Below are 24813 nucleotides of genomic sequence, written 5' to 3' on the forward strand. Positions count from 1 at the left end.
TCTTCCTGGATACAAAATGGTTGGAACGCGCGAAAGGGGCGCCCGTGGCAGGCGCCCTACGCGAGTACTGCTTTAACCGAAGAGGTACTTCACGGCTGCGGCGAAGCCCTGGTCGATCACGGTCACGATGCCGATCATGATCACGACGAAGATGATGACGACCGTGGTGTACGTCGAGAGCTGGCTGCGAGTGGGCCAGACGACCTTGCGCAGCTCGGCGACGATCTGGCGGTAGAACTGAGCAAGGCGGCCCAGCGGGCCCTTTTTGCCCCGCTTGCCGCCCTTGCGTGCCTTCTTCGACACCTCGTCCTGGGCATCAGGCATGTCGATGGAGCCCACGGCGTCCGTCACGCTACTCACCTGATTCCGGGTCGTGGCCGTGCCGCGCCCGGTGGAGCCGCACGACAAATGCAGAGAAGTACGTACATGCGCACACATCCTGGCGAAGGAGTGTGTAGCAGGGCCGGAGGGACTTGAACCCCCAACCGCTGGTTTTGGAGACCAGTGCTCTACCAATTGAGCTACGACCCTTTGTGGTTCCCCCAACCTACCGCATCCGGTCGAGTGCACGGAGTGCGCTCGGCGGAGACGGGCTGCTGTGGGCCAACGACAGGTGAGTGTACGTGCTCCGGGGCCCGGCGTCGAACAGAAAGGGGCCGGACGGGGCACCGACCAGTCCGTGAAACCCCTGTACGAGGGCCCCCGGGGGTCTGGGACGATGGGGCTCATGAGCGCTGCTACCCCTCCGACCGAGCGCCGGGTCTCCGCCCGCGTCGGTGCAATTTCCGAGTCCGCCACCCTTGCCGTGGACGCGAAGGCGAAGGCCCTCAAGGCCGCCGGGCGCCCGGTGATCGGCTTCGGCGCGGGCGAGCCCGACTTCCCGACCCCGGACTACATCGTCCAGGCCGCGATCGAGGCCTGCTCGAACCCGAAGTACCACCGCTACACCCCGGCAGGCGGGCTCCCCGAGCTGAAGAACGCGATCGTCGCCAAGACGCTGCGCGACTCCGGCTACGAGATCGACGCCTCCCAGGTGCTGGTCACCAACGGCGGCAAGCAGGCCATCTACGAGGCCTTCGCCGCGATCCTCGACCCGGGCGACGAGGTCATCGTCCCGGCCCCGTACTGGACGACCTACCCCGAGTCGATCCGGCTGGCGGGCGGTGTGCCGGTGGAGGTCGTGGCCGACGAGACGACCGGTTACCGGGTCTCCGTCGAGCAGCTCGAGGCGGCGCGCACGGAGCGTACGAAGGTCGTGCTCTTCGTGTCCCCGTCCAACCCGACCGGCGCGGTCTACAGCGAGGCGGACGCCGAGGCCATCGGCCGCTGGGCGCACGAGAAGGGGCTGTGGGTCCTCACCGACGAGATCTACGAGCACCTGGTCTACGGCGACGCGCGGTTCACCTCGCTGCCGGCGATCGTGCCCGAGCTGCGCGACAAGTGCATCGTGGTCAACGGCGTGGCGAAGACGTACGCGATGACCGGCTGGCGGGTGGGCTGGATCATCGGCCCGAAGGACGTCGTGAAGGCCGCGACCAACCTCCAGTCGCACGCCACCTCGAACGTCTCCAACGTGGCGCAGGTCGCGGCGCTGGCCGCCGTGTCCGGGCCGCTGGACGCCGTCGAGGAGATGGGCGCCGCCTTCGACCGCCGGCGCAGGACGGTCGTGCGGATGCTGAGCGAGATCGAGGGCGTCGTCTGCCCGACGCCGGAGGGCGCGTTCTACGTCTACCCGTCGGTGAAGGGGCTGCTGGGCAAGGAGATCCGCGGCAAGCGCCCGCAGACCTCGGTCGAGCTGGCCGCGCTGATCCTGGAGGAGGTGGAGGTCGCGGTCGTCCCGGGCGAGGCCTTCGGCACCCCGGGTTACCTGCGGCTGTCGTACGCGCTGGGCGACGAGGACCTCGTCGAGGGCGTGTCGCGCATCCAGAAGCTGCTGGCGGAGGCGCGCGACTGACGCGTCCCGGCCCGTGACGGTCCCCCGGCCCAGGCGGCCGGGGGACCGTTTCTGCGTTCGGGGGCGCACCCGTTGGAGAAAAGCCGCTTCCGGGCGCGTCGCCCGTGCGGCAAGATCCTGGGATGCACCTCCGATCAGGGGGGACCCCCCCGAACCCGCCACGTGTACGCGATCTGACTCTGCTTCCCAAGGCCCATCTGCATCTGCACTTCACCGGCTCGATGCGGCCCTCGACCCTGCTGGACCTGGCCGACCGCCACGGGGTGCACCTTCCCGAGGCACTGACCAGCGGCGAGCCGCCGAAGCTGCGGGCGACCGACGAGCGGGGCTGGTTCCGCTTCCAGCGGCTGTACGACGCGGCGCGGTCCTGCCTGCGGACGCCGGAGGACATCCGACGGCTGGTGCGCGAGGCCGCCGAGGAGGACGTCCGGGACGGTTCCGGGTGGCTGGAGATCCAGGTCGATCCGACGTCGTACGCGCCGCTGCTCGGCGGGCTGATCCCGGCGCTGGAGATCATCCTGGACGCGGTCGACAGCGCGTCCCGGGAGACCGGGCTCGGGATGCGGGTGCTGGTCGCGGCGAACCGGATGAAGCATCCGCTGGACGCGCGCACGCTGGCGCGGCTGGCGGTGCGGTACGCCGATCGCGGGATCGTCGGCTTCGGGCTCTCCAACGACGAGCGCCGGGGGATGGCGCGGGACTTCGACCGGGCCTTCGCGATCGCGCGCGAGGGCGGGCTGCTCGCCGCGCCGCACGGGGGCGAGCTGACGGGTCCCGCGTCCGTCCGGGACTGCCTGGACGACCTGCACGCCTCGCGGATCGGGCACGGCGTGCGGGCGGCGGAGGACCCGCGGCTGCTGAAGCGGCTCGCGGAGCGGGGCGTCACCTGCGAGGTGTGCCCGGCGTCGAACGTGGCGCTCGGGGTGTACGAGAAGCCCGAGGACGTGCCGCTGCGGACCTTGTACGACGCCGGGGTGCCGATGGCGCTGGGGGCGGACGACCCGCTGCTGTTCGGGTCGCGGCTCGCGGCGCAGTACGAGCTGGCGCGGGAGCACCACGGGTTCACGGACGCCGAACTGGCCGAGCTGGCCCGGCAGTCGGTGCGCGGGTCGGCCGCGCCGGTGGACGTGCGGGACAAGCTGCTGAGCGGGATCGACGCGTGGCTGGCGGACTGAGCTAGCCGGCGATGCCGGTGAGCAGGGTGCGGGCGAGGGAGGCGGCGAAGGTCTCGACGTCCTGCGGGGGGCGCTTGCCGGCGGTGCCGTCCCCGTCGTAGGCGAAGGCGCGCTGGGCGCAGGCGCCGAGGAGGAGCGAGGCGGCCGCGAAGGTGTCGGCGTCGGGTGCGAGGCGGCCGGTGCCGCGTTCGAGGCGCAGATAGGCGTCCAGGCTCTCGATGGGCACGTGGGGTCCGGTGCCCAGGTCCCGCATGGCGGTGTCGTGGCGGGCCTTGAGCTTGGTCTCGGCGTAGAGCGAGGCGGCGATCGGGAAGCTCTCGGCGTAGAAGAGCACGGCCTGGCGGGCGATCTCGGTGAGGTTCTGCTCGACGGTGCGGGCGCCGGGGTCGGCGAGGAGACGGTGCAGCAGGGGGGCGAGCCGGGGCAGGCGTTCGCGGAGGACGGCGACGAAGAGGTCCTCCTTGCCCGCGAAGTGCTTGTAGAGGGCCGCCTCCGAGCAGCCGGCGGCGCGGGCGATCTCCTTGGTGGTGGTGCGGGAGAGGCCGAGGGTGCGCATCAGGTCGTGAGCGGCGTCGAGGATGCGCTCGCGGGTGGGCTTCTGCACGGAGGCTCCGGGGTGGGTCGGCGGGGGTTGACGGGTGAGTGAATGCTCACCCACTCTGGACCCGCGGTGAGTGAATGCTCACCCACTTTAGACGCTTGGTGAGTGAATGCTCACCCACCCGAGGAGGTCGTGCGATGAAGCTCACGGTGTTCGGTGCCACCGGCGGGGTCGGGAAGGAGATCGTCCGGCAGGCGCTGGCCGCGGGGCACGAGGTGACGGCGGTGGTGCGCGACCCGGCACGGCTCACCGTCACCGGTGCGGGGCTGACCGTCTTCCGGTCGGACCTGGCCGGCCCCGAGGGGGTGCGGGAGGCGGTGGCCGGGCGGGACGCGGTGCTCTCGGGTCTGGGTGCGCGCGGCCGCAAGGACGCGGGGATCACGACCCGGCTCACCCGTACGGTGCTGGGCGCGATGGAGGCCGAGGGCGTCCGGCGGCTCGTGGTGGTGAGCGCGGCCCCGGTCGGCCCTCCGGCGGACCGGCAGCCGTTCGTCGACCGGCTGGTAGGAAAGCTGGTGAGCGCGGCCCTGAAGCCCGTGTACGTCGATCTGGCGGCCATGGAGGGCGAGTTGTCCCGCTCGGCCGCCGACTGGACCTCCGTGCGCCCGCCCAGGCTGCTGGACGGGCGGCTGACCGGGAAGTACCGCACGGTCGTCGGCGGCACCCCGCGCGGCGGCCGCACCGTCGCGCGGGCCGACGTGGCGCACGCGATGCTGGCGGTGCTGGCGGACCCGGCGACGGTGCGGCAGGGCGTCGGGGTGGCGTACTGAGCCGGCCCCTACAGGGCGCAGTTGACCGTCACGGGCTCGTTGACGAGGGTCACGCCGAACGCGTCGCGGACCCCGGCGACGACCTCGCGGGCGAGCGCCAGGAGGTCCTCGGTGGTGGCGTCGCCCCGGTTGGTGAGGGCGAGGGCGTGCTTGGTGGAGATGCGGGCGGGCCCCTGTCCGTACCCCTTGGTGAAGCCCGCGCGGTCGATGAGCCAGGCCGCGGAGGTCTTGGTGAGCCCCTCCCCCGCCGGGAAGGCGGGCGGGGCGGTGTCGGGGCCGAGCCGGTCGTGGACGCGGGCGAGGAAGGCCGCGAACCGGGCGTCGTCCAGGATCGGGTTGGTGAAGAAGGAGCCCGCCGACCAGGTGTCGTGGTCCTCCGGGTCCAGCACCATGCCCTTGCCCGCGCGCAGGGCGAGCACGGTCTCGCGCACGACGGCGGCGGGCACCCGGTCCCCCGCCGCCACGCCCAGCGTGCGCGCGGTCTCCGGGTACTTGACCGGCGCGGACAGGCCGCCGGCGTCCTCCAGCTCGAAGCGCACCCGCAGCACCACATAGCGCTCCGGGTCCTCCTTGAACCGGCTGTGGCGGTACGAGAAGGCGCACTCGGCGTTGGTGAGGGTGACGCGCTCGCCGGTGCGGCGGTCGTAGGCGTCGACCTCGGTGAGGGTGCTGGAGACGTCCTGGCCGTACGCCCCGACGTTCTGGATCGGGGTGGCGCCGGCGGAGCCGGGGATTCCGGCGAGGCACTCGATGCCCGCGAGGCCCGCCGCGACGGTGCGGGCGACGGCGTCCGTCCAGACCTCCCCGGCGGCCAGCTCCAGCTTCGTGCCGTCGAGGGAGAAGCCGCGGGTGGCGACACGCAGGGCGGTGCCGTCGAAGCCCTTGTCGCCGATGACCAGGTTGCTGCCGCCGCCGATGACCAGCAGCGGGGTGCCGGCGGCGTCGGCCTCGCGGACGGCGGCGACCACCTCGTCGTCGGTGGTGGCCGTGACCAGGCGGGTCGCGGGGCCGCCGAGGCGGAAGGTGGTCAGGGGGGCGAGGGGGGCATCGTGGAGTTCCTGCACGGGGTCCAGCCTACGAGAGCGGCCGGGGGCTCCCGGCCGGGCAACGCGCGAGGGGCGGCCCCGGGAGGCCGCCCCTCGCGTTCCGTACCGCTGCTCAGGCGAGCCGGACCACGGCGCGGGACATGCCCAGCACCTTCTGGCCGGCGCTCGTGGCGACGAGGTCCACCCGGACCCGGTTGTCGTCGAGGAGGGCGGCGACCTTGCCGGTGACCTCGATCAGGGCGCCCTCGTCGTCGTTGGGGACGACCACGGGCCTGGTGAAGCGCACTCCGTACTCGACGACGGCGGCCGGGTCCCCGGCCCAGTCGGTGACCACGCGGATCGCCTCGGCCATGGTGAACATGCCGTGCGCGATGACGTCGGGGAGGCCGACCTCGACCGCGAACTTCTCGTTCCAGTGGATCGGGTTGAAGTCCCCGGAGGCGCCCGCGTACCGCACGAGTGCGGCGCGGGTCACGGGGAAGGACCCGGCGGGCAGCTCGGTGCCGACCTCGACGTCCGCGTAAGCGATCGTGGCAGTCATCTCACGCCTCCTCGGCGGCGGCACGCGCCACCAGCTTCGTCCAGGCGGTCACGACGTGCTCACCGCTCTCGTCGTGGACCTCGCCGCGGATGTCCAGGATGTCGTTCCCGGCCATCGACTTGATCGCCTCGATGGTCGAGGTGACCGACAGCCGGTCCCCCGCGCGCACCGGGCGGGTGTAGGCGAACTTCTGGTCGCCGTGCACCACCCGGCTGTAGTCCAGGCCCAACTGCGGGTCCTCGATGACGAGACCGGCGGCCTTGAAGGTGATCGCGAAGACGAAAGTCGGCGGGGCGATCACATCGGGGTGGCCGAGCGCCTTGGCCGCCTCCTGATCCGTGTACGCGGGATTGCCGTCGCCGACGGCCTCGGCGAACTCGCGGATCTTCTCCCGGCCGACCTCGTACGCCGAGGCGGGCGGATAGGACCGCCCCACGAAGGACTGGTCGAGCGCCATGGAACTCGTACCTCCTGTGACTGGTGAAAACGTCGTGACCGACGTGAGCGACATGACCGAGGCGAAACGCGGTGACATACGACACGAGGCCGCCCCCGGTGATTTCGGGGACGGCCTCGGGTACGAGCCTGTGCTTAGCGCGTTTCGCGGTGCGCCGTGTGCGAGTTGCAACGCGGGCAGTGCTTCTTCATCTCCATGCGGTCCGGGTTGTTACGCCGGTTCTTCTTGGTGATGTAGTTCCGCTCCTTGCACTCCACGCAGGCCAGCGTGATCTTCGGGCGGACGTCGGTGGCAGCCACGTGAGTGCTCCTTGGACGGACGGATGTACGGATGAACGCAAAAAAGAGTAGCCGATCGGAGGACCGACCCTACAATCGGCTACTGCGCGTAGCGGTGACCGGACTTGAACCGGTGACACAGCGATTATGAGCCGCTTGCTCTACCGACTGAGCTACACCGCTTTGATGTCTGGATCACCTCCCCCGAGGGGGAGGATCTCCGAACACCAGAGCCCCAATGCGGAATCGAACCGCAGACCTTCTCCTTACCATGGAGACGCTCTACCGACTGAGCTATTGGGGCGAGCGATGAAGACATTACACGGGTCTGCGCCGATCCCCCAAATCCATATCGGAGGCCCTCTCCGGAGCCTTCCCGGACGGGTCGCCGCCACCCGTCGCGTAGGCCACCGGAGGTCACTGCGGTACGACTAATCCGCACCTCCTCGAAGCCCCGCGGGCGGGCCCCTAGGCTCGGTCGGACGCCGCGTGACCCGGGCGCCGGCCGCCCCGCGCCGACGCGCCCCCCTCCGCCCGAGCCCCCGCCAGGAGCGCGATGTCCGACAGCCAGCCGCAGCCGTCCCGCCGCCCGGGGAGCTCCGGTCCGAGCACCGGCGCCGGCGCGAGCGGCGCGGAGCGCACCGGGGCCCTGCTGCTGAGCGGGGCCCGGCTCACCGACGGGCGCACGGTGGACGTACGGATCAGCGAGGGACGCATCGAGGCGGTCGGCACGGCGGGCAGCCTCCCGGCGCGGACCGCCGCGCGGATCGACCTCACGGGCTTCCTGCTGCTGCCGGCGCCGGCGGAGCCGCACGCGCACAGCGACACCGCTCTGACCGCTGACGGGGGCGGCCCCGTCTCGTACACGCGGCAGGACGTGCAGCGGCGCACCACCCGGGCGGCGCTGCTCCAGCTCGGGCACGGGGCGACGGCGCTGCGCTCGCACGTGCGGATCGGCGGCGTGCAGGGGCTCGGGCCGATGGAGGCGGTGCTCCGGGCCCGGCGGGCGCTGCGCGGCCTGGTGGACCTGTCGGCGGTGGCGGTGCCGCGGCTGCTGACGGGGGTGGCCGGGGCGGACGGCCTGGCGATGCTGCGGGACGCGGTGAAGATGGGCGCCTCGGTGGTGGGCGGCTGCCCGGACCTGGACCCCGATCCGGCGGGCTACGTGGAGCGGGTGCTGGAGGTGGCGGCCGAGCACGGGTGCCCGGTGGACCTGCACACCGGGGGTGACGATCCGGCGCGCCTCGCGCGGCTGGCGGCGATGGCGGGCGGGCTGCGGCCGGGGGTGGTGGTGGGTCCGTGCGGAGGGCTGGCGCGGCTGCCCCTCCAGGTGGCGACGCGGGCGGCCGACCAACTGGCCGCGGCCGGGGTGGGCGTGGTGTGCCAGCCGCAGGGCGGCTGCGGGGGCGTGGAGGCGCGCGGGGTGGCTCCGGTCCGGCTGCTGCGGGCGGCCGGGGTGCGGCTCGCGGCGGGCAGCGGGGCGCTGCGGGACCTGGCGAACCCGGTGGGGCGCGGCGATCCGCTGGAGGCGGCGTACCTGCTGGCGTCGCAGAGCGGGATGCGCGCGCCGGACGCGTACGACACGGTGGCGGCGACGGCGCGGGAGACGATGGGGCTGCCCGAGGTGCGGCTGGAGGCGGGGTTCCCGGCGGAGCTGGTGGCGGTGCGGGGCGAGCGCCTCGCGGGGGCGCTGTCGCTGGCGTACGGCAGGGTCGTGGTGCACCGGGGACGGATCGTGGCGCGCACCAGCGCGGTGCGCGAGTACGGCGACGCGGCGGGCGCCGCGGAGTGCGGACTGCCGCGCCAGGGGAGGCCGGAGGCGGGCCCCTGAGGGCCCGGGGCGCGCGGGGCCCCGCCGGTGGGGGGCCGCGCGGCGTCCGGCGGGGCCGGGGAGCCACCCGTTCGCGGGGTGTGTGCGGCGTTCTCGGCGGCGGCGGGCCCGCGGGCGTACGGTCGAGGGCATGCGCACTGTCATCGCTGGTGGACATGGTCACATCGCACTGCGGCTGGAGCGTCTGCTCGCCGCGCGCGGAGGCGAGGTCGCGGGGATCATCCGCGACCGGAAGCAGGCCGAGGACCTGCGGTCGGCGGGGGCCGAACCGGTCGTCCTCGACCTGGAGTCGGCGTCCGTGGCGGAGGTCGCCGCCGCCCTGGAGGGGGCCACGGCGGCGGTCTTCGCGGCGGGGGCGGGTCCGGGCAGCGGGGCCGGCCGCAAGAACACCGTCGACCGGGACGCCGCGGTCACGTTCGCGGAGGCGGCGGAGCGGGCCGGGGTGCGCCGCTTCGTGCTGGTGTCCTCGATGGGCGCCGATCCCGAGCACCCCGGCGACGAGGTCTTCGACGTGTACCTGCGCGCCAAGGGCGCGGCGGACGCGGACCTACGGGCGCGCAGCGGCCTGGACTGGACGATCCTGAGGCCCGGGCAGTTGACGGACGACGCGGGCACCGGGCTGGTGAAGCTGGGCGCCTCGACGGGGCGCGGGCCGGTGGCGCGCGACGACGTGGCGGCCGTGCTGGCGGAGCTGCTGGAGACGCCGTCGACGGCGGGGCTGACGCTGGAGCTCATCGGCGGGAGCGTGCCGGTGTCGGTGGCGGTGAAGGACGTGGCGGGCAACTGACGGCGCCCAACCGCGGGGCGGGACCGACGAGTTCGGCGCCGCCGCGCAGTCGTCCCTCGTGACGGCCGCACCCGGCGCGGGGGCGGCCGTCAACAGCCATGCAGGACAACGGACTTGAGGAGTGCCATGCGGTACGAACCGGAGATCGTGGAACGCGGCGAGCAGCCCTACGTGGGCATCCGGGCGCGGGTGCGGGCGGACCACTTCGCCCCGGTCGCCGACCGGATCCCGGAGCTCTTCGACTGGCTGGCGGCGCGGGGAACCGAACCGGGCGGCGGCCCGTTCTTCCGGTACAACGTGATCGGCGCGGACGGGGAGTTGGAGGTCGAGGCGGGGGTGCCGGTGGCGGTCGCACCGGAGCCGGAGGGGGATGTGCGGGCGGACGCCCTCCCGGCGGGGCGGTACGCGACGCTGACGCACGTCGGCCACCCGGACGAGCTGACCGGCGTCACGCGGGAGCTGATCGCCTGGGCGGGCGCGCGGGGCCTGGAGTGGGACATGACGAGGACCGGGGACGGCGAGCACTGGGTGGGCCGGACGGAGACGTTCCTGACCGATCCCCGGGTCGAGCCGGACCGGGCAAGTGGGAGACGCGGCTGGCGTTCCGCCTCGCGGACGGCTAGCGGCACGGGTTCCGGCCGCGCCGGGGTCCGCCGCATCGGCGCCTGCCGCGCCGGAGCCGTCGCAGCCGGGAAACCCGAAGGCCCCCGGTCAGCGTTTCCGCTGCTCGGGGGCCTTCTTCTGTGGCGGCGCCAGGATTCGAACCTGGGTAGGCTAAGCCGACGGATTTACAGTCCGTTCCCATTGGCCACTCGGGCACACCGCCATGGGGTGTCACCTGGGGATCTTCGCCTCGCGGCGCTTTTCCCTGGGGACGACGTAAACAATACCTGATGGCCGGGGGTGCTCCGCCACCCGGTTGATCCGCGCCCGCCGCCGGTCCGGGTGGCTAGGCTTTGCGGCGTACGCCGAAGGGATTGCGCCGCACCCGCGCCGTATCCGGCACCCACCCGTCACCCACATGCAAGGAGCCACAGGACATGGCCGACTCCAGTTTCGACATCGTCTCGAAGGTCGAGCGGCAGGAGGTCGACAACGCCCTCAACCAGGCCGCCAAGGAGATCTCGCAGCGTTACGACTTCAAGAACACGGACGCCTCCATCTCCTGGTCCGGCGAGAAGATCCTGATGCAGGCCAACGGCGAGGAGCGCGTGAAGGCGATCCTCGACATCTTCGAGACCAAGCTGGTCAAGCGCGGCATCTCGCTGAAGTCGCTGGACGCGGGCGAGCCGCAGCTGTCCGGCAAGGAGTACAAGATCTTCGCCTCCATCGAGGAGGGGATCTCGCAGGACAACGCCAAGAAGGTCGCCAAGATCATCCGCGACGAGGGCCCCAAGGGCGTCAAGGCGCAGGTGCAGGGCGACGAGCTGCGGGTCACCTCCAAGAGCCGGGACGACCTGCAGGCCGTGCAGGCGCTGCTCAAGGGCAAGGACCTGGACTTCGCGATCCAGTTCGTGAACTACCGCTGAGCCTCTGACACGGCACGCGGGCCTTCGGACGGGGGCGGTGGGCGGCTTCGGGCCGGCTCCCGCCCCCTTCGCGCGCCCGGCGGCAGCGTCATGTCCGAATTCCGCCAGCCCCGGGTGCGGGCACGGGCGCAGACTCGGACACGAGAAGCGTGGTGAGCACTGCGCGGAGAGGATGGGGTCATGAGCGTGACCACGGTGTACGCGACCCTCGACAGCCCGCTGGGCGAACTGCTGGTCGTGGGCGAGGAGTCCGCCACGGCGCCCGGCGGGGTCGCGCTGCGGTCGCTGTCGGTGCCCGGGCAGAAGGGCGGGGCCGTCGTCCGGGACGGGTGGCGGCGGGCGCCGGAGCTGTTCGGGGAGGCGGCGGCGCAGTTGAAGGCGTACTTCGCCGGGGAGCTGACGCGGTTCGAGCTCGCGTACGCGGACGGCGGGGGTACGGAGTTCCAGCGCCGGGTGTGGGGGGCGGTGGAGGGCGTCCCGTACGGGGAGACCACCTCGTACGGGAAGGTCGCCGAGTCGATCGGGGCGTCCAGGGCTGCGGTCCGGGCGGTGGGGACGGCCATCGGGCGCAATCCGCTGCTGGTGGTGCGGCCGTGCCACCGGATCGTGGGGGCGGGCGGGGCGCTGGTGGGGTACGCGGGCGGACTGGAGCGCAAGCGGCTGCTGCTGGAGCTGGAACTCCACACCCACGGCGCCCACGGCACCCGCGGCCCGGTGCGGTGAGCGAGCTGTTCGAGCTGCCCCGGGAGCGGGCGGAGGTGGCGCCGGGGGCGGTGCACGTTCCGGGGTGGCTGTCGCCCGCGGAGCAGCGGAGGCTGGTGGCGGCGTGCCGGGCGTGGGCCACCGGGCCGGTGCCGCTGCGGCACACGCGGCTGCCCGGCGGCGGGGTGATGTCGGTGCGGTCGGTGGGTCTCGGGTGGCACTGGCAGCCGTACCGCTACTCGCGCACGGCGGACGACGTGAACGGCGCGGGGGTGGCGGAGTTCCCCGCGTGGCTGGGCGACCTGGGGCGCCGGGCGGTGGCGGACGCGTACGGGGACGAGCGGGCCGGCGCCGGGTACGCGCCGGACGCCGGGCTGGTGAACTTCTACGACGGCGACGCCCGGATGGGGATGCACCAGGACCGGGAGGAGCGGTCGTCGGCGCCGGTGGTGTCGTTCAGCATCGGCGACCGCTGCGTGTTCCGGTTCGGCAATCCGCAGGGGCGGGGACGCCCTTACACGGACGTGGAGTTGCGGTCGGGGGACCTCTTCGTCTTCGGGGGGCCGTCGCGGTTCGCGTACCACGGGGTGCCGAAGGTGCTGCCGGGGACGGGCGATCCGGCGACCGGACTGGCCGCCGGACGGCTGAACGTCACCCTGCGGGTGACGGGGCTAACGGCGTGAGCGGGAGTGGCCGAAGAGGATGCGGTACGCGATGAGCAGGACCAGCGAGCCGCCGACGGCGGCGATCCAGGTCGGGCCGTCGTAGAACTGGTTGGCGATCTCGCGGTCCAGGAACCGGGTGGAGATCCAGCCGCCGATGAACGCGCCCGCGATGCCGATCAGCGTGGTGCCGACCAGCCCGCCGGGGTCGCGGCCGGGCAGCAGGACCTTGGCGATGACGCCGGCGATCAGGCCGAGGACGATCCAGCCGAGGATGCTCATGAGGGTCCCCCCGTGGGTGCGGTGTGCCGTGTGGTGCGGGCGGGCGGCGTGGTGGCGCCGGTGGCCGCTCTCGTACGGGAGGACGCGTCGCGTGCCGGGAAGGTTGCCAGGTCAGCCGGGGTCGACCGGGTCAGCGGGCGGCGAAGGGCTGGTCGGTGGGGACGATCTCCTTGCCGAGGGGCAGCAGGGACACCGGGATCAGCTTGAAGTTGGCGATGCCGAACGGGATGCCGATGATCGTGACGCACAGCGCGATGCCGGTGACGACGTGGCCGAGCGCCAGCCACCAGCCCGCCAGGACGAGCCACAGGACGTTGCCGACGCAGGAGGGGCTGCCCGCGTCGCGGCGCTCCACGACGGTCTGCCCGAAGGGCCACAGGGCGTAGACGCCGATCCGGAAGGCGGCCAGGCCGAAGGGGATGCCGATGACGGTGACGCAGAGCAGGAGGCCCGCGAGCAGGTACCCCAGGAAGAGCCAGAAGCCGCTCAGGACCAGCCATATGAGGTTGAGGAGTGTCTTCACGGTCGGTGGCCTGCCATCTGTTCGAGTCGGGCGATGCGTTCCGCCATGGGCGGGTGGGTGGAGAAGAGCTTCGCCGCGCCCTCGCCGGGGCGGAACGGGTTCGCGATCATCATGTGGCTCGCGGTCTCGATCCGGGGTTCGGGAGGCAGCGGCAGTTGCTTCGTACCCGCGTCCAGCTTGCGCAATGCGCTCGCGAGGGCGAGCGGGTCGCCGGTGAGCTGCGCGCCGGAGGCGTCCGCCTCGTACTCGCGGGAGCGGCTGACGGCGAGCTGGATGATCGAGGCGGCCAACGGGCCCAGGATCATGATCAGCAGCATGCCGAAGACGCCGGGGCCCTCGTCGTCGTTGGACCTGCCGACGGGGATCAGCCAGGCGAAGTTGACCAGGAACATCACGACCGAGGCGAGGGCCCCGGCGACGGAGGAGATCAGGATGTCCCGGTTGTAGACGTGGCTGAGCTCGTGCCCGATGACGCCGCGCAGTTCGCGTTCGGTCAGGATCTGGAGGATGCCTTCGGTGCAGCACACCGCGGCGTTGCGCGGGTTGCGGCCGGTGGCGAAGGCGTTGGGGGCCTGGGTCGGCGAGATGTAGAGGCGGGGCATGGGCTGGCGGGCGGCCGTGGAGAGCTCGCGGACCATGCGGTAGAGCTCGGGGGCCTCGAACTCGCTGACCGGGCGGGCGCGCATGGCGCGCAGGGCCAGCTTGTCGCTGTTCCAGTACGCGTACGCGTTGGTGCCGAGCGCGACGAGGAGCGCGACGAGCAGTCCCGTACGGCCGAAGAAGCTGCCGATGACGAGGATCAGCGCGGACAGGCCCCCGAGGAGTACGGCTGTCTTCAACCCGTTGTGCCGGCGGTGCACGGTGCGCCCTCCAAGTGGTGCGGCAGGGGAACTCCTGACCGGGTGGTGCTTCCACGTTCAGTGGACCCTTCCTCACCGGTCAACGCCAGGCGGGGGTCACTAGTTCCCTTGTGCACCGGTCAGCGGGTTGGGCCGTCCGGGGAACGGGCCGTACCCGCCTACTGGAAGAGCGAGCCGGTGAGCACGTCGAGGATCAGCTGGGGGGCGCCGGAGAGGGTGACGGCGGCGACCAGGGTGAGGACGATCGCGGTGCCGAGGGGGGCGGGGAGCGCCCGGCGCGCTCGCGCCTCCTGGGGTGCCGACGCCTTCTCGGGTGCCGACGCCTCCTCGGGTGCCGACGCCTTCTCGGGCGCCTCGGGAGGCGCCGGGCGGAAGAGGAGGGCGGTCCAGCGGAGGTAGTAGGCGAGCGCGATCACGACGTTGACGGCCATGACGACGGCCAGCCAGGCCAGGCCCGCGTCGACGGCCGACGCGAAGACGGTGACCTTCGCCGCGAGCCCGATGATCCCCGGCGGCAGCCCGGCCAGGCAGAGCAGGAAGAAGGCGAGGGCGAGCGCCGCGAGGGGGCTGCGGGCGTACAGGCCGCGGTAGTCGGTGAGGCGGCCGCCCGGCCGCGTACGGGAGACGAGGGCGGCGACGGCGAAGGCGCCGAGGTTCACGACGGCGTACATCAGGGCGTACGCGACGGTGGAGCCGATCTGGACGTCGCTGGTGTACGCGGCGGCGGCGATCGGCACCAGCAGGTAGCCGGCCTGGCCGACGGAGGACCAGGCGAGGAGGCGGACGGCGCCGCGCGCGCGGGCGGCGCTCTGGCGCAGGGCGGCCACGTTGCCGACGGTCATCGTCAGGGCGGCGAGGACGGCGAGCGCCGGGCCCCACACGTCGGCGTACGAGGGGAACGCGACGACGGTGACCAGGACGAGCCCGGAGAAGCCGACCGCCTTTCCGGTGACGGAGAGGTAGGCGGCGACGGGCAGGGGCGCGCCGACGTAGGTGTCGGGCACCCAGAAGTGGAAGGGCGCGGCCGCCGTCTTGAAGGCGAAGCCGACGAGGGTGAGGGCGACGCCCGCCTGCGCGAGGGTGTCCAGCTGGGCGGGGACGTTGTCGAGGCGGGTGGCGATCTCGGTGAGGTGCAGGCTGCCGGTCGCGGCGTACACGAAGCTGACGCCCAGGAGCAGCACGGCGGTCGCGGTCACGGAGGACAGGAAGAACTTCAGGGCCGCTTCGGAGGAGCGCCGGTCGCCGCGGCGCAGGCCGACGAGGGCGAACGCGGGCAGCGAGGCGACTTCGAGGGCGACGACGAGGGTGGCGAGGTCGCGGGCGGCCGGGAGGAGGGCCGCGCCGGCGGCGGAGGACAGCAGCAGGAACCAGTACTCGCCCGCGGGGAGGTCCTCGTCGTCCTTGGTGAGGGTGAGGGACAGGAGGGCGGCGACCAGGGCGCCGGCGAGGACCAGGGCCTGGACGACCAGGGCGAACCGGTCGACCGTGTAGCTGCACACCGTGGTGTCGGTGACCAGGCAGAAGGTCTTGCGGGTCGCGCCGCGCAGGGGCAGCAGGGCGGCCAGGGACACGACGAGGCCCGCGACGGCGCCGAGGCCCAGGAGGTGCTTGCGGCCCTCTCGTACGAACAGGTCGGCGACCAGGACCAGGAGCGCGGCGACGGCCGCCACGACGGGCGGGGCGACGGCGAGCCAGTCGACGGACTGGACGAGGCTCGCGGCCGGGGCGGCCGCGTGGACGGGTTCGGCGGCCTGCGCGGCCAGGGTCACGGCGTGGCTGGCCACGGTCACGACTTGCCTCCTGCGAGGAGCTTCTGGACGGCCGGGTCGGTCAGGCCGAGGAGGACTGCGGGCCAGAGGCCGGCGAGGACGGTGAGGGCGACGAGGGGGGTCCAGGTGGCGTATTCGTGGCGCCGGACGTCGGCGACGGCGGGGGTTTCCGCGGGCCGCTCCCCCGGGTCTCCCATGCAGACGCGGCGGACGACGACCAGGAGGTACGCGGCGGTGAGCAGCGTGCCGAGACCGGCGAGGGCCATGAAGGTGAGGAAGGCGGGGCGGCTGAGGCCCTCGGCGGGGTCGAACGCGCCGAACATCGTCAGCATCTCGCCCCAGAACCCGGCGAGCCCGGGCAGGCCGAGCGAGGCGACCGCGGCGAAGGCGAGGAGGCCGCCGAGGCGGGGGGCGCGGCCGTAGAGGGCGGCGCCGGTGGCCCCGGCGAGGGTGTCGAGGTCGGCGGTGCCGTAACGGTCCTTGAGGGCGCCGACCAGGAAGAAGAGCAGGCCGGTGATGAGGCCGTGGGCGATGTTGGCGAAGAGCGCGCCGTTGACGCCGGTGGGGGTCATGGAGGCGATGCCGAGGAGGACGAAGCCCATGTGGCCGACGGAGGAGTAGGCGATGAGGCGTTTCAGGTCGCCCTTGTTGCCCTTGCGGGCCAGGGAGAGGCAGGCGAGGGAGCCGTAGAGGATGCCGACGACGGCGAACGCGGCGAGGTAGGGCGCGAAGGTGTGCATGCCGTCGGGGGCGATCGGCAGGGCGATGCGGACGAAGCCGTACGTGCCCATCTTCAGCAGGACGCCGGCCAGCAGGACCGAGCCGACGGTGGGGGCGGCGGTGTGGGCGTCCGGGAGCCAGCTGTGCAGGGGCCACATCGGGGCCTTCACGGCGAGGCCGACGGCGATCGCCAGAACTGCGGTGACCTGCACGGATGTGGTGAGGCCACGGCCGTTGTCAGTGGCGAGTGCCACCATGTCGAACGTGCCGGACTTCAGGCCGATGAGGAGGAGGCCGAGCAGCATCACGACGGAGCCGAGCAGGGTGTAGAGGATGAACTTCCCGGCCGCCCGGGTCCGTTGGGCGCCGCCCCAGCGGGCGATCAGGAAGTACATCGGGACGAGGACCGTCTCGAAGGCCAGGAAGAACAGGATCAGGTCCAGGACGGCGAAGGTGGCGAGGGTGCCGGTCTCCAGGACGAGGAGGAGTGCGACGAAGGCCTTGGGCGACGGGCCCTTGGGCGGATGGAACCAGCTGTGGAGCGCGCAGAGGAAGGTCAGGAGCGCGGTCAGGAGGAGGAGGGGGAGCGAGATGCCGTCGATGCCGAGGTGGAGGCGGACGTCGAGCGCCGGGATCCAGCTGATGTCCGTGTTGGCCTGCATCTTCGCGGGGTGGTCGTGGTCGAAGGCGAGCGCGAGGACGATCGCGGCGACGAGGACCGCGCCGGTGACGACGACGCCGTGGCGGAGCACGGCCTGGTCCGGGGACTTTCCCCGCAGCCCGGGCGGGGCCGGGAGGAGGGCGGCGACGGCGCCGACGAGCGGGCCGAGGACGATCAACGCCAGAAGGAACTGCATCACGGATTCACTGATACCGATCATGGCTCACGCTCCGGCTGCGGCGACGAGGACGGCGGCGATCGCCAGGACGACGGAACCGGCGAGCAGGGCGGCCAGGTAGGTCTGGACGTTGCCGGTCTGGGCGCGGCGGACGGCGGTGCCGAGCAGACGCGGGAGGGCGCCGGCGGCGCGGACGTAGGTGTCGACGACCTCGCGGTCGAGGAACCGGACCAGTTCGGCGCCGGCGCGCACGGGGCGGACGAAGAGGGCGACGTAGAGGGCGTCCAGGTGGAAGCCGGTGGCGGCGTGGCGGTGCAGGGGGCCGAGCAGGAGGCGGCCGGGGTCGCCGGGGTCGGGGGCCGAGGCGACGCTGCCGTGGACGGCCTCGTGGGTGGCGATGGCCTCCACCTCGGAGGCGGCGGGGTCGGCGTCGGGCGGGGTCTCCCCTGCTCGTACGGAATCGAGGGCCTGGGGATGGGCGGCGACCGCGCCCAGGGGGACGTTGGTGCCGGCCTTGTAGCGCAGGGCGCGCCAGGAGGCGTACGTCATGATCCCGCCGACCGCTGCGACGCCGGTGGAGAGGACGGCGGTGGTGACGGTCGGGGCGAGGGAGGTGACGTCGAACCAGCCGGCGAGGCGGCCGACGGCGAGACCGAGGGCGAGGGAGGGGACGGCGAGCACCCACAGGACGGCGCTCATGGCGAGCGGCTGCCTGGGTGGGGTCTCCCCCGCTCGAACGGAGTCGAGAGCTTGGGGAAGGGCGGGGGCGGCGGGTCCGTGGCCGCGGAAGGCGAGGAGCCAGAGGCGGGTGGCGTAGGCGGCGGTGAGGAGGGCGGTGAGCAGTCCGGCGATCAGGACGATCCAGCCCGCGCCGATGGGGCTGGTGGCGGAGTCGCCGAGGGCGGTGTGCTCGGCGGCGACCAGGACCGCTTCCTTGGAGAAGAAGCCCGCGAACGGCGGGATGGCGGCGAGCGCGAGGAGCGCGATCGTCATCGTCCAGTAGGCGTCCGGGATGCGCTTGGGCAGGCCGCCCATGCGGGACATGGCGGCCAGGGAGTTGGTGCCGGCCGCGTGGATGATCACGCCGGCGCCGAGGAAGAGGAGCGCCTTGAAGGCGCCGTGCGTCAGGAGGTGGAAGACGGCGGCCCCGCGGTCGCCGACGGCGAGGGCGCCGGTCATGTAGCCGAGCTGGCCGATCGTCGAGTACGCCAGGACCCGCTTGATGTCGTCCTGGGCGAGCGCGGCGAGGGCCGAGCCGACCATCGTGACGGCGGCCATGACGGCGAGCACGGTCATCGCGGCGGCGGAGGCCGCGAAGACGGGCAGGAGGCGGGCCACGAAGTAGACACCGGCGGCGACCATCGTCGCGGCGTGGATCAGCGCGGAGACGGGCGTGGGGCCCGCCATCGCGTCCGGCAGCCAGGTGTGGAGGGGGAACTGGGCGGACTTGCCCGCGACGCCCGCGACGAGGAGGAGGGCGATGAGGGTGGGGTGGTCGAGGCCGCCCGTGGCGACGGCGTCGAGGACGCCGGTGATGCGGAAGGTGCCCGCGTCGGCGGCGAGCGCGAAGAGGCCGAACAGGAAGGGGACGTCGCCGAGCTTGGTGATCAGGAAGGCCTTGAGGGAGGCGGCGCGGGCCTGGGGCGTCTCCCAGTAGTGGCCGACCAGGAAGTACGAGCAGATGCCCATGATCTCCCAGCCGACCAGCAGCACCATCAGGTCGCCGGAGTAGACGACGAGCAGCATCGCGGAGGTGAAGAGGGAGACCAGGGCCGCGTAGGAGGCGTAGCGGGGGTCGTCGCGGAGGTAGGCCGTCGAGTAGACCTGGACGCAGGTCGCGACGACGGTCACCAGGACGGCGACCAGGGCGGCGAAGCCGTCGACGTGCAGGGCCAGGTCGACGGGGACGCCGCCGGTCGGGGTGAGGCGGGTGGCGGCGTCGACGGCCTTCCCGCCGCCCTGGTGCACGGCGACGGTGACCGCCAGGGCGAGCGCGGCGAGCGTCGGGAGGATGGCCAGCGGGCGGACGAAGCCGGGGGCGGTCCGGCCCAGGAGCAGGCCTGCGACCGCGCCGAGGAACGGCAGGAGGGGGACGAGGACGGCGAGGGTCGTGGTGGTCACGCGGCGGCCTCCGCTGCCTTCGGGGCCTTCGGTGCCGGGGCGTGGGGGGTCGCGTCGTCGGCCGCGTCGCTTTCGGCCGCGTCGTCTTCGTCGGGGTCGTCGGCCTCGGCGGTTTCGGTGGTGTCGCGGAGTCTGTCGATGTCCGACGTGCCGCGGTTGCGGTGGACCATCAGGACGATGGCCAGGCCGATGCCGATCTCGGCGGCGGCGACGGCGATGGTGAAGAGCGTGAGGGCCTGGCCGCCGTGCAGGGCGTCGCGGAGCCAGACGTCGAAGGCGACCAGGTTGAGGTTGACGGCGTTGAGCATCAGCTCGACGGACATCAGGACCAGGATCGCGTTGCGGCGGGCGAGGACTCCGTAGAGGCCGACACAGAAGAGGAGGGCGGCGAGGACGGCCGGGTAGGCGAGGTGCATCAGCGCTGCTCCTTCTTCGTCGGCTCGGGGGCGGAGGTCTTCTTCGTCGGCTCGGGGGCGGAGGTCCCGGCTTCGGCCGCCGCCCGGTGCTTGCGGGAGAGGACGATGGCGCCGACCAGGGCGGCCAGCAGCAGGACCGAGAGGGCCTCGAAGGGCAGCACCCAGTGCTGGAAGAGGATCTCGCCGGTGACCTCGGTGGCGCCCTGGGCGGGGCCTTCGAGGTCGATCCAGGTCGTGCGGAACGCGTCGACGACCACCCAGACCAGGGCGGCTGCCGCTGCGAGGGCGACCGCGAGGGCGACGGGGCGGTTGCCCGAGTCGGCGTCCGGGGAGCGGCCGATGGGGGCCCTGGTGAGCATCAGGCCGAAGAGCAGGAGGACGACGACCGAGCCGACGTAGATCAGGACCTGGACCCAGGCGATGAACTCGGCGGTGAGGAGCAGGTACTCGACGGCGAGACCGCCGAGGGCCACGACCAGCCAGAGGGCGGCGTGCACCAGTTGCCTGGTGGTGACGGTGATGACGGCCGCGCCGAGGGTGACCAGGCCGACGAGGAGGAAGGCGATCTCGACGCCGGTCGGGGAGAGGAAGCCGGGGCCGGCGGCGGCGAGGGGGAGGGCGGGGTCGGGGATGAGGGTCGTGGGGATCACGCCGGCCCCTCCTGTTCCGTGCGGTCCCGCGGCGTGGCCTCGGCCCGGTGCGGGGCCGCGGTTTCCGTCTGCTGGGCGGCGGCGAGTTTTTCGGCGGCCTTGCGGGCGGCCGCGATCTCCTTGGGTTCCTCCGCGCCGGGATCGAGGGCGGGCGGCTCCGGAACCGTCCACATCCACTCGCGGAGCTTGTCGCGCTCGTGGGTGAGTTCGTGGATGTCGGTCTCCGCGTACTCGAACTCCGGCGACCAGAAGAGCGCGTCGAAGGGGCACACCTCGATGCAGATCCCGCAGTACATGCAGAGCGAGAAGTCGATGGCGAAGCGGTCGAGCACGTTGCGGCTGCGCTCGCGGCCGCCGGGGGCGGCGGGCGGCACCGTCTCCTTGTGGGAGTCGATGTAGATGCACCAGTCGGGGCACTCGCGGGCGCACAGCATGCACACCGTGCAGTTCTCCTCGAAGAGGCCGATCACGCCGCGGGTGCGGGGCGGGAGTTCGGGCTGCGTCTCGGGGTACTGCGCGGTGACGGTCTTCTTCGTCATCGTGCGGAGGGTGACGGCCAGGCCCTTGGCCAGGCCGCTGCCGGGGATGCGGGGCCGGGTGGGCGGGAGGTTCTCAGCCATGGCTACTGGATCGCCACCTTCACGATGCCGGTGAGCGCGATCTGCGCGAGTGCGAGCGGGATGAGCACGGTCCAGGACAGCTTCTGGAGCTGGTCCTCGCGCAGGCGGGGATAGCTGACGCGGAGCCAGATGACGACGAAGGCCAGGACGGCGGTCTTGAGCAGGGTCCAGACCCAGCCGAGCCCGTCGGCACTCCAGGGGCCGTGCCAGCCGCCGAGGAAGAGGACGGTGGTGAGGCCGCAGACGATCACGATGCCGGCGTACTCGGCGAGCAGGAACAGGGCGAAGCGCAGGCCCGTGTACTCCGTGTACGCGCCGAAGATGATCTCCGAATCGGCGATCGGGGCGTCGAAGGGGGGCCGTTGCAGCTCGGCGAGGCCCGCCGTGAAGAAGACGAACGCGCCGGTCAACTGCCAGGGCAGCCACCACCACTGCCAGGCGTCGAGGATGCCGGGGAGGGAGAGCGTGCCCGCCGCCATGGCCACCGAGGCGGCGGCCAGCAGCATGGGGAGTTCGTACGCGAGGAGCTGGGCGGCGGTGCGCAGGCCGCCCAGCAGGGAGAACTTGTTCGCCGACGCCCAGCCCGCCATCAGGGAGCCGAGGACGCCGACGCCCATGACGGCCAGTACGTAGAAGATGCCCGCGTCGATCTGCTGGCCGACGGCGGACTCGCTCGGGCCGACCGGGATGACGAGCAGGACCAGGAGGTACGGGAGGAGGGCGACGGCGGGGGCGAGCTGGAAGACGCGGCGGTCGGCGCCGGCCGGTACGACGTCCTCCTTCTGCGCGAACTTCACGCCGTCGGCGACGAGCTGGGCCCAGCCGTGGAAGCCGCCGGCGTACATGGGGCCGAGGCGGCCCTGCATGTGGGCCATCACCTTGTGCTCGGTCTGGCCGACCAGGAGGGGCAGGACCAGGAACAGCACGAAGACGAGGAGCAGGCGGAGGGCGACGTCGAGTACGTCGTTCACGCGGGATCGCCTCCGGCGGGGGTGTCGGGGGTGTGGTCGTCGGGGGTGTCGTCGGGGGCGTTGCGGCTTTTCGGGGCGTCCGTGTCCGGAGGGCTGTCCGGCGCGGCCCCTTCGGCCGCGGGACCGGGTTCGGTCCCGGGACCGGGCCCCGGGTCGGGGGTCTCGAAGGCCGGGCGGGCGTGGTGCCAGGGGGCGTCCGAGGTCGCCGGGGGGCGGGGCGGGGAGGCGGGGTCGGGGGCGGACCGGGGGGCGGCGGGGGGTGCGGCGGCGTCGGGAGCGGGCCGGGGGGTGACGGGGGGTTCGGCTCCGCCGGGGGCCGCCCCCTTGCCCGCCCGTTCCGCCCCCGGGGGGCGGCCCCGCCGCCCAAGGGAGCTGCCGGCGTCGGGCGCGAGGGGGCCGAGGGCGTCGGGGGCGTCGGGGGCAACGGGGTCGGCGGGGGGCACAGGGGTGTCGGGGGACGCGGGGACGGCAGGGGCGGTCTGGGAGGCTGAGCCCTCGCTCGCGGTGCGGTTGCGGCGCGGCGGGCGTGCCGGGGCGGCCTCGGGCGTGTCCGGAGCGGCGGACGTCTCCCCCGGCGCGGCCTGCGACGCCGAGCCCGCGCTCGCCGAACGGGAACGGCGGAGCGGAGCCGCGCCCTCGGCCTGCGACGCCGAGCCTTCACCCGCGGTGCGGGTGCGACGGACCGGAGCCGCACCCTCGGCCTGCGACGCCGAGCCCTCGCCCGCGGTGCGGGTGCGGCGGGCGGGGCGGTCCGTCGCCGGGGCTGCGCCTGCCGTGCGAGGGGCGCGGGCCGGGCGGGCCGGGGCGGCCGGGAGCTGGCCCTTGAGGGGGCCCCATTCGTTCGGGTCGGGGACGCCCGGGGGGAGCATCTGGCGGCGCTTGGGGCCGCCGTGCTCGGACTCGCCGGGTTCCTTCGCGCCCGGCCACGCCTTCGCCACCCGGGCGGCCAGGACGAAGTCCTTGCGCAGGGGGTGGCCCTCGAAGGTGTCCGGGAGCAGGAGCGGGGCCAGGTGCGGGTGGCCGGTGAAGTCGATGCCGAACATCTCGTGCGTCTCGCGCTCGTGCCAGGCCGCGCCCGCGAAGACGTCCACCGCGGTGGGCAGGGCGGGAGCGGAGTGCGGGACCGTGGTGCGCACGAGCAGGCGGCGGACCGTACGGCCTTCGAGGGAGACGATGTGGGCGGAGACGAGGAAGCCCGTGCCGGGTTCGTCGACCGCGCTCAGCCAGTCGAAGTAGGTGCAGGCCAGCTCGGTGCGGGCGGTTTCGAGGGCGGAGATCCAGGCGCCGGGCGGCACGTCGACCGTCAGCAGGTCGTACGCGCGCTCGGCGCGGGCCTCCGGGCCGAAGACCTCGGTGACGTTCTCGGGCAGGCCGTCGTGGGCGATCGTCATCGGGCCCCGCCTCCGGACGCGTCGGTGGCTCCCGTACCGGAGGCGGACGGCCCCGTGTCCGTACCGGGGGAGGCCGTGCCCGGGGCGGGCGGGGGCGGAAGCAGGCCGCTGCGCAGGGAGGCGGCGGACGGACGGGCGGGCGCGTCCCCGTAGCGGTCCGCCAGGGACTCGCGGGCGATCTTCTCCTGGAGTTTGAGGATGCCCTGCAGGAGCGCCTCGGGGCGCGGCGGGCAGCCCGGGACGTACACGTCCACCGGGATGATCTGGTCGACGCCCTTGGTGACGGAGTACGAGTCCCAGTAGGGGCCGCCGCAGTTGGAGCAGGCGCCGAAGGAGATGACGTACTTGGGCTCCGGCATCTGCTCGTACAGGCGCTTGACGGCCGGGGCCATCTTGTCGGTGACCGTGCCCGAGACGACCATCAGGTCGGCCTGGCGCGGGCCCGGCGCGAAGGGGATCACGCCGAGCCGGATGAAGTCGTGGCGGGCCATGGAAGCCGCGATGAACTCGATGGCGCAGCAGGCCAGGCCGAAGTTGAAGACCCAGAGGCTGTAGCGGCGGCCCCAGTTGAGGACCACCTTCATCGGCTCGGGGGCCAGGCGGGAGAGGACTCCCAGGCGCCGCGGTTCCGGGAGCGGCTGGGGCTCCGGGGCGGACTGGGGCTCAGGGGTCACGTCCATTCGAGGACGCCCTTCTTGTATGCGTACAGCAGACCCACGGCCAGGAAGCCGAGGAAGACGAACATCTCGACCAGCGTCGTGGCGCCGTATCCGGGCGCCGCGAACACCGTCGCCCACGGGAAGAGGAAGATCGCGTCGACGGCGAAGATCACGTACAGGAACGCGTAGACGTAGTAGCGGACCTGGGTGTGCGCCCAGCCGTCGCCGACGGGGTCGACTCCGCACTCGTACGTCAGGAGCTTCTCGGGAGTGGGCACGACCGGGCGCAGCAGGCGGCCCGCGCCGAACGCCACGGCGACGAAGAGCACGCCGATCACGGCGAGCAGGCCGACGACCGAGTAGCTCTGGAAGTAGGAGGCGGCCACCACCGCGTGATCGGCCACCACCGCGTGGTCGGCCGCCATCACGTGATCGGCTGCCGCCGCGTGATCGGCCGCCGCCGCGTGGTGGGTTGCCGCCTGGATCGGCACGGTCGGTTCCGGCACGTCCCGAACCTCGCTCCCTGGCCTCGCGGCTCCCGCCGTTCGGGGCGCCGTCCGTCGTCGATCTGTACGACACGGGAGTCTAGGGCCTGGTAAACCCTTGGTAAGCAGTCGCGTACGAGCCAGCGGGCCCGGCGGGGGGGGGTGGGGTTGTCC

At 73.0% G+C, this 24813-nt stretch carries 27 protein-coding genes, 4 tRNA genes and 1 pseudogene; 9 read left to right on the forward strand and 23 right to left on the reverse strand.

Annotation, left to right across the window (positions count from 1 at the left end; translation table 11 throughout):
- Positions 1-72: 72 nt before the first annotated feature.
- The gene (gene secE, locus ACIP93_RS08295) at positions 73-351 is read right to left on the reverse strand and encodes a preprotein translocase subunit SecE (RefSeq protein ID WP_345228963.1); all 279 of its coding nucleotides are present in this window, start codon (positions 349-351) and stop codon (positions 73-75) included.
- 107 nt (positions 352-458) lie between these two features.
- Positions 459-531, reverse strand: a tRNA-Trp gene (locus tag ACIP93_RS08300).
- A gap of 196 nt (positions 532-727) precedes the next feature.
- On the opposite strand from ACIP93_RS08300, the gene ACIP93_RS08305 reads away from it, so the two are divergent.
- Both ACIP93_RS08305 and ACIP93_RS08310 read left to right on the forward strand, forming a co-directional pair.
- Positions 728-1954, forward strand: coding sequence for a pyridoxal phosphate-dependent aminotransferase (locus ACIP93_RS08305; protein WP_345228964.1), 1227 nt, complete (start codon positions 728-730; stop codon positions 1952-1954).
- A gap of 122 nt (positions 1955-2076) precedes the next feature.
- Positions 2077-3129, forward strand: coding sequence for an adenosine deaminase (locus ACIP93_RS08310; RefSeq protein ID WP_345228965.1), 1053 nt, complete (start codon positions 2077-2079; stop codon positions 3127-3129).
- 1 nt (position 3130) lies between these two features.
- On the opposite strand, the gene ACIP93_RS08315 is transcribed toward ACIP93_RS08310, so the two are convergent.
- Positions 3131-3733, reverse strand: a complete 603-nt coding sequence (locus ACIP93_RS08315) for a TetR/AcrR family transcriptional regulator (RefSeq protein WP_401756796.1) — start codon at positions 3731-3733, stop codon at positions 3131-3133.
- Positions 3734-3867: 134 nt separating this feature from the next.
- Here ACIP93_RS08315 and ACIP93_RS08320 point away from each other — a divergent pair, with 134 nt between their 5' ends.
- Positions 3868-4500 (forward strand): NAD(P)-dependent oxidoreductase, encoded by a 633-nt coding sequence (locus tag ACIP93_RS08320; RefSeq protein ID WP_401756798.1) that lies wholly within the window; start codon positions 3868-3870, stop codon positions 4498-4500.
- Positions 4501-4508: 8 nt separating this feature from the next.
- On the opposite strand, the gene ACIP93_RS08325 is transcribed toward ACIP93_RS08320, so the two are convergent.
- The 6 genes from ACIP93_RS08325 to ACIP93_RS08350 all read right to left on the reverse strand — a co-directional run bounded on the left by ACIP93_RS08325 (position 4509) and on the right by ACIP93_RS08350 (position 7126).
- Positions 4509-5564 carry a UDP-N-acetylmuramate dehydrogenase gene (locus ACIP93_RS08325; protein ID WP_401756800.1) on the reverse strand — a complete coding sequence of 352 codons (1056 nt, stop codon included), beginning with the start codon at positions 5562-5564 and terminating at the stop codon, positions 4509-4511.
- Between the two features lie 94 nt (positions 5565-5658).
- Entirely contained in the window at positions 5659-6087 is a 429-nt protein-coding gene (locus ACIP93_RS08330; RefSeq protein WP_345228967.1) for a MaoC family dehydratase, read from the reverse strand.
- A gap of 1 nt (position 6088) precedes the next feature.
- Positions 6089-6544 (reverse strand): MaoC family dehydratase N-terminal domain-containing protein, encoded by a 456-nt coding sequence (locus tag ACIP93_RS08335; RefSeq protein WP_401756802.1) that lies wholly within the window; start codon positions 6542-6544, stop codon positions 6089-6091.
- A 134-nt stretch (positions 6545-6678) separates the two neighbouring features.
- A complete protein-coding gene (gene rpmG / locus ACIP93_RS08340) occupies positions 6679-6843 on the reverse strand; it encodes a 50S ribosomal protein L33 (RefSeq protein WP_007265873.1) in 165 nt (54 codons plus the stop codon).
- 89 nt (positions 6844-6932) lie between these two features.
- A tRNA-Met gene (locus tag ACIP93_RS08345) sits at positions 6933-7005 on the reverse strand.
- A 48-nt stretch (positions 7006-7053) separates the two neighbouring features.
- Positions 7054-7126 (reverse strand) — tRNA-Thr (locus tag ACIP93_RS08350).
- Positions 7127-7378: 252 nt separating this feature from the next.
- Here ACIP93_RS08350 and ACIP93_RS08355 point away from each other — a divergent pair.
- The 3 genes and pseudogenes from ACIP93_RS08355 to ACIP93_RS08365 all read left to right on the forward strand — a co-directional run.
- Positions 7379-8653 carry an amidohydrolase family protein gene (locus tag ACIP93_RS08355; RefSeq protein ID WP_401756804.1) on the forward strand — a complete coding sequence of 425 codons (1275 nt, stop codon included), beginning with the start codon at positions 7379-7381 and terminating at the stop codon, positions 8651-8653.
- Positions 8654-8783: 130 nt separating this feature from the next.
- Complete coding sequence (locus ACIP93_RS08360) at positions 8784-9440, forward strand: SDR family oxidoreductase (protein WP_345228971.1); 657 nt, start codon at positions 8784-8786, stop codon at positions 9438-9440.
- Between the two features lie 126 nt (positions 9441-9566).
- Positions 9567-9872: pseudogene (locus tag ACIP93_RS08365) on the forward strand (GyrI-like domain-containing protein); the annotation flags it as partial.
- 312 nt (positions 9873-10184) lie between these two features.
- On the opposite strand, the gene ACIP93_RS08370 reads toward ACIP93_RS08365, so the two are convergent.
- Positions 10185-10266 (reverse strand) — tRNA-Tyr (locus ACIP93_RS08370).
- 214 nt (positions 10267-10480) lie between these two features.
- Between ACIP93_RS08370 and ACIP93_RS08375 the strand changes: the two genes are divergently transcribed.
- The 3 genes from ACIP93_RS08375 (at position 10481) to ACIP93_RS08385 (ending at position 12354) form a co-directional block, all read left to right on the forward strand.
- Positions 10481-10969 carry a YajQ family cyclic di-GMP-binding protein gene (locus tag ACIP93_RS08375; protein ID WP_189821138.1) on the forward strand — a complete coding sequence of 163 codons (489 nt, stop codon included), beginning with the start codon at positions 10481-10483 and terminating at the stop codon, positions 10967-10969.
- Positions 10970-11149: 180 nt separating this feature from the next.
- Positions 11150-11692, forward strand: a complete 543-nt coding sequence (locus ACIP93_RS08380; RefSeq protein ID WP_401756807.1) for a methylated-DNA--[protein]-cysteine S-methyltransferase — start codon at positions 11150-11152, stop codon at positions 11690-11692.
- A complete protein-coding gene (locus ACIP93_RS08385; protein WP_401756808.1) occupies positions 11689-12354 on the forward strand; it encodes an alpha-ketoglutarate-dependent dioxygenase AlkB family protein in 666 nt (221 codons plus the stop codon). Before ACIP93_RS08380 ends, ACIP93_RS08385 begins: the two co-directional genes overlap by 4 nt.
- On the opposite strand, the gene ACIP93_RS08390 is transcribed toward ACIP93_RS08385, so the two are convergent.
- The 13 genes from ACIP93_RS08390 to ACIP93_RS08450 form a co-directional block, all read right to left on the reverse strand.
- Positions 12343-12615, reverse strand: coding sequence for a GlsB/YeaQ/YmgE family stress response membrane protein (locus ACIP93_RS08390; protein ID WP_345228975.1), 273 nt, complete (start codon positions 12613-12615; stop codon positions 12343-12345). The genes ACIP93_RS08385 and ACIP93_RS08390 overlap by 12 nt on opposite strands.
- A gap of 130 nt (positions 12616-12745) precedes the next feature.
- The gene (locus ACIP93_RS08395; RefSeq protein WP_401756810.1) at positions 12746-13138 is read right to left on the reverse strand and encodes a YccF domain-containing protein; all 393 of its coding nucleotides are present in this window, start codon (positions 13136-13138) and stop codon (positions 12746-12748) included.
- Entirely contained in the window at positions 13135-13998 is an 864-nt protein-coding gene (gene htpX / locus ACIP93_RS08400; protein WP_345228977.1) for a zinc metalloprotease HtpX, read from the reverse strand. Before htpX ends, ACIP93_RS08395 begins: the two co-directional genes overlap by 4 nt.
- Positions 13999-14156: 158 nt before the next feature.
- Positions 14157-15767, reverse strand: a complete 1611-nt coding sequence (locus ACIP93_RS08405; RefSeq protein WP_401757029.1) for an NADH-quinone oxidoreductase subunit N — start codon at positions 15765-15767, stop codon at positions 14157-14159.
- Positions 15768-15784: 17 nt separating this feature from the next.
- Complete coding sequence (locus ACIP93_RS08410) at positions 15785-17368, reverse strand: NuoM family protein (RefSeq protein ID WP_401756813.1); 1584 nt, start codon at positions 17366-17368, stop codon at positions 15785-15787.
- Positions 17369-17371: 3 nt separating this feature from the next.
- A complete protein-coding gene (locus ACIP93_RS08415; RefSeq protein ID WP_401756815.1) occupies positions 17372-19447 on the reverse strand; it encodes an NADH-quinone oxidoreductase subunit L in 2076 nt (691 codons plus the stop codon).
- Entirely contained in the window at positions 19444-19863 is a 420-nt protein-coding gene (gene nuoK / locus ACIP93_RS08420; RefSeq protein ID WP_401756817.1) for an NADH-quinone oxidoreductase subunit NuoK, read from the reverse strand. The genes ACIP93_RS08415 and nuoK overlap by 4 nt, the downstream gene beginning before the upstream one ends.
- Entirely contained in the window at positions 19863-20513 is a 651-nt protein-coding gene (locus ACIP93_RS08425; RefSeq protein ID WP_401756819.1) for an NADH-quinone oxidoreductase subunit J, read from the reverse strand. Before ACIP93_RS08425 ends, nuoK begins: the two co-directional genes overlap by 1 nt.
- Complete coding sequence (locus ACIP93_RS08430) at positions 20510-21133, reverse strand: NADH-quinone oxidoreductase subunit I (protein ID WP_345228982.1); 624 nt, start codon at positions 21131-21133, stop codon at positions 20510-20512. Before ACIP93_RS08430 ends, ACIP93_RS08425 begins: the two co-directional genes overlap by 4 nt.
- A 2-nt stretch (positions 21134-21135) precedes the next feature.
- A complete protein-coding gene (locus tag ACIP93_RS08435; protein WP_401756821.1) occupies positions 21136-22104 on the reverse strand; it encodes an NADH-quinone oxidoreductase subunit H in 969 nt (322 codons plus the stop codon).
- Positions 22101-23495 (reverse strand): NADH-quinone oxidoreductase subunit C, encoded by a 1395-nt coding sequence (locus ACIP93_RS08440; RefSeq protein ID WP_401756823.1) that lies wholly within the window; start codon positions 23493-23495, stop codon positions 22101-22103. Before ACIP93_RS08440 ends, ACIP93_RS08435 begins: the two co-directional genes overlap by 4 nt.
- Complete coding sequence (locus ACIP93_RS08445; RefSeq protein WP_401756825.1) at positions 23492-24175, reverse strand: NADH-quinone oxidoreductase subunit B; 684 nt, start codon at positions 24173-24175, stop codon at positions 23492-23494. Before ACIP93_RS08445 ends, ACIP93_RS08440 begins: the two co-directional genes overlap by 4 nt.
- The gene (locus tag ACIP93_RS08450; protein ID WP_401757031.1) at positions 24166-24579 is read right to left on the reverse strand and encodes an NADH-quinone oxidoreductase subunit A; all 414 of its coding nucleotides are present in this window, start codon (positions 24577-24579) and stop codon (positions 24166-24168) included. The genes ACIP93_RS08445 and ACIP93_RS08450 overlap by 10 nt, the downstream gene beginning before the upstream one ends.
- Positions 24580-24813: the final 234 nt, after the last annotated feature.

Source organism: Streptomyces sp. NPDC088745 (genome assembly GCF_044751045.1).
In the GTDB taxonomy this organism is placed as follows: Bacteria; Actinomycetota; Actinomycetes; order Streptomycetales; family Streptomycetaceae; genus Streptomyces; species Streptomyces cremeus.